Genomic DNA, 4,121 nt, shown 5'->3' on the forward strand with positions numbered 1-4,121 from the left:
TGCCCATTTACTGTGTCCTGCCATAATCTAAAATTATCAAAACTCTATTTAAGATTAAGATATACCTAACCTTTGCATCTGTGCAAAAGTGCGGTGTTAAAGACTTAAACTCCACCCATAAACTATTGCTTAATGGCTGACGGGGAAAACGTCAATTAAGATCATTGTGCAACACTACATTAGAGTGGCGAAGTTGATTAAGGGGAGCCAGGGCGGGAATAGGGGGTTTCCCCCATGAGCAACTGGCGTGTGGGGTGCAATGACTATGGAATCATAACTAATTACCCGGATATGATATAAGGTGCGATCGGATGATTAATCCTTGGAAAACCTCACCTTGTCCTGGCGGACATCCCTCTCCGAACTCACGGAGAGGGACAGGTTTTGTGTAGCAGAAGCAGGGTGAGGTTTTTATTTAAATCACAAATGGTTCAAGTTCGCGGTTATACCACTCATCTTCAATCTGTTCAGCGATCAGTGGTCTGATGATAAACTTGGGTGGCCTACCATCCAGAACATCAATCCGCACACATGAATAAGGCAGTCGATTCTGAAAATTATAGTCATGACGACCCACAAAAAGCTTTGAATCTGCAACTTTCCGAATCGATTTACCTGCAATTTCGGTAAAAGTCTCCATCAATTCAGTCCCCCCTCGGCGTTGATAGCGGGGACGATGACCACTACCACCAGAGATAATGCAGTTAATGTGGGAGTCAGCAAATCCGGTATCAGTTGTGCAAAGATGCTCCAAACAGTGAGCGTGACCATTTAAAATCAAATCTACTATAGGACGTTCTTTAATTAGAGAACCAAGATTTTCTGCCACTTGTTCAAATACCCAGCGCAAGCGGTGGCGAACTGCCAAAGTTTGCGCCTGATCCCACTTAGTAGCTTCTGTGACGTAGGGTGGATGGTGGAAAAAGATTACACGTCCGCGCACTTTGGAGGTGTTCCAAGATTCGATTAGTCTGCTTCGCAACCATTCAAGTTGTTCAAAATCGATCGCAGGCATTTTCTCAGATGCCAATTGTTTTTCAATATCGATTTTGATCTCATTTATTTGGTCTAATTTGGCACTAAGCTCATCAAGTTTTTCTGCGTCAGTGGGTTTATCTGGGTTGAGTTCATGGCATATTCCCAAAATCTGCAATTCTTCTTGATCTATTTCCTGGCGACGCTTTTGCAATTGGCGACGGAAAATTTCCCCTTTTTGAGTTGCAGGTAAAGGTGATGGTGTATTAAAGGTGTTGGAATCTAAAGCGAAAAAATCAATCCCGCCGTAACGGAAGGTGTAATAACGATTGGGCAAACGGGTAAAATGTCCAGGTTCGTAACGCAAACATCGCCCTGTATCGGTCTTAGCAGTATAGTGTTGATCTAAATGACGTTCTAACTCTTGTGGGGAAGCGAGCGCCTGGGTATAGTCTAAAAACGCTCGCGCATAAGCATTACCTTGATAGGATCCATGCCAGCCAATCTCGATATCTTTGTAGCTCAACAAGCGACGTAGTGACGATGTTGTTCCGGTAAATAAACGGTACATCAACGGCACATCGTAGTAATCATGATTACCAAGGACTGGCAAAAATGGTAGATTAAACACCATGCGATCGTAGGAAATGCTTTTGGGGTTGTCGCCACCAACAAGAAATTCGCGGTAAGGCTCAATAAAGTTTGTCGAGTAATACTCTTGGGAACCCACCACATAAATTACATCACCTGTGTGCAACACAAAACTGCAATCATCGCGGTGAGTCAGCATTAGTTCAGCAACTTTTCGTTGGGGGTGGTGTCGAGAATGGGATTTGGTGCCAGAATCACCGATAACCATAAAGGAAAATTCTGGACTATCTTCCCTGCGATCGTCAATCACCATACTGGTTTGATCAATTCCCCGTTCTACAAAACTTGGATGCATCCACCGCACCCGTTCCTTCATTTTTTGAATTTTTACAGGAATCGGTGGCTCGGAAATCAATTTCATGGCTGATAACTCTTGAATGCCTAACGCATACATCGATTGTAACGAGGTAATAAGGGTTTTATTTTAAATCTGGTTTCCAGACAACTACACTACGAGCGCGTAAAGCTGAATAAAGCTTATGACTCCTTGCATCCTCATCTAGGTACAAACGAATGTTGCTCATTATTAAATCTGAGTTTTCTTTGGGTGTAGTGCTGCTAATCGTTCATAGCTATGGCTCTAAAGGGCTAGACAAGAGGCTATTGACTATCTTTTACAAACTCTGATGCCGACAGTGCGCTTTGCCTGCATAGCCAGTATTATCATAGTAAATAAAATACTCATGCATCTATGAAAAGTGCGATCGCCGTTAGGCTGTCCGTTGGTATCGTTCATCAAACGGTATTATTATTTATCTGCTCTATGGTACTAATAGCCTGTGGTAAAAGTGGTAATACTGGTGCAAATTCTGCAAATAATCCAATAGTAACAACAGGTGCAGCTGATGCTATTCCTATCGGGATCGCTTTTGCCAAAACAAGCAATGTAGCATTACTTGGTCAAGAGGGAACTGATGGAGTAAAAATTGCTGAAAAGTATTTCAATGCTCAAGGTGGTATCAATGGTAGAGCAATTAAATTAGTATATCAAGATACTGGTGGCGATGAAGTTGGAGCCATTAATGCCTTTCAAACTTTAATTAATCAAGATAAAGTTGTTGGCATTGTTGGCCCTACCCTGTCACAACAAGCTTTTAGCGCTGACCCCATAGCAGAACGTAATCAAGTTCCAGTTATTGCAGCATCAAATACTGCTAAAGGCATTCCCGAAATCGGTGATTATGTTGCTCGTGTTTCTTCATCTGTTGCTGTCGTCGCTCCTTATTCGGTGAAAGCTGCACTCAAGCAAAATTCTCAAATCAAAAGAGTAGCTGTATTCTACGCTCAAAATGATGCTTTCAATAAGTCGGAAACAGAAATTTTTCAGAAGACAGTTAAAGATTTAGGATTGAATTTAGTAACAGTACAAAAGTTTCAAACAACAGATACCGACTTTCAAGCTCAAGCCAGCAATGCGATTAATTTAAAACCAGACTTAGTGATTATATCCGGGTTAGCTGTAGATGGAGGTAATTTAGTTAAACAACTACGCGAACTTGGTTATAAAGGAATAATTATTGGTGGCAATGGTTTTAACACATCTCATATATTTTCTGTGTGCAGAGCGCTTTGTGATGGCGTGATTATTGCTCAAGCTTACAGTCCTGTATATCCCAGTAAAATTAACACTGCATTTCGTAAAGCCTACGTTGAACAATATCATAGAGAACCACCTCAAGTAAGCGCTCAAGCTTTTACTGCCTTACAAGTATATGTAGAAGCTCTACAATCTTTGGATAAAAAAAGCAAAATTAACAAATTGACGCTGCCAGAGTTGCGTACACAATTAAATCAGGAGTTACTCAAAGGAAAGTATCAAACTCCTCTTGGGGAAATTGCTTTTACACCAGTAGGTGATGTCATTCAGAAAGAGTTTTACGTTGCCCAACTGAAGATGGAAGCAAACGGCGTTAATGGAAAATTTTCTTTCTTAAGCGTAAAGTAGTACTTTCTGAAGCTATTAATGAAGAGTTTGTAGTAAGGACTTTAGTCCTTATTTTCTAAGCACTAAAGTCCTTACTACGAACTTGCTTACCCATCAATTTAAACTTGACAGACTACTAATAGTTGCAATATTGTCTATAGGATCTATAGCGGTTCTCGTTTGGATGCAATATACAGTAGAAGCGAAGCATAGCATTGCTCATTGGTATCAACTTAGAGCCAGGGCAATAGAATTCGCCGCTACACAAACGAAGTTAAGGAAAAATTGAGTGCTTGAAACCCACCTCCATGGGTTTTACCTCGTGTAGTTGCGGTTTCTAATCGCCCTTTTAACGTTAAGTTGACTATTTGGTATTACTCATCACATATTTTTTGGCGACTATATGTATTGATGTTACCGAGTTTTTTCGCTTCACAGTAGAAACAAGCCGTATTTTTCAAATGCCTTGATAAATTCAGATTTATTTGCTACTTTCGACAATCAACTACTCACTCAATAAAAAAAATTGAAGCCAGATGATAAATATTATTCTATATATCTTATAATCCTT

General features: G+C 40.5%; 2 protein-coding genes. One reads left to right on the forward strand and one right to left on the reverse strand.

Features of this window, described 5'->3' with window-relative positions; translation table 11 throughout:
• Positions 1 to 415 precede the first annotated feature (415 nt).
• Positions 416 to 1,987 (reverse strand): metallophosphoesterase family protein, encoded by a 1,572-nt coding sequence (locus ACYTXL_RS02490; protein WP_461923354.1) that lies wholly within the window; start codon positions 1,985 to 1,987, stop codon positions 416 to 418.
• A 330-nt stretch (positions 1,988 to 2,317) separates the two neighbouring features.
• On the opposite strand from ACYTXL_RS02490, the gene ACYTXL_RS02495 reads away from it, so the two are divergent.
• On the forward strand, positions 2,318 to 3,571 hold the full coding sequence (locus tag ACYTXL_RS02495; RefSeq protein WP_461923355.1) for an ABC transporter substrate-binding protein: 1,254 nt from the start codon (positions 2,318 to 2,320) through the stop codon (positions 3,569 to 3,571).
• Positions 3,572 to 4,121 lie beyond the last annotated feature (550 nt).

It is taken from the genome of Nostoc sp., assembly GCF_054880495.1.

Coding starts and splice junctions, on each gene's coding strand:
- ACYTXL_RS02490 (WP_461923354.1), bottom strand. CDS start 1,987: ATGAAATTGATTTCCGAGCCACCGATTCCTGTAAAAATTCAAAAAATG.
- ACYTXL_RS02495 (WP_461923355.1), top strand. CDS start 2,318: ATGAAAAGTGCGATCGCCGTTAGGCTGTCCGTTGGTATCGTTCATCAA.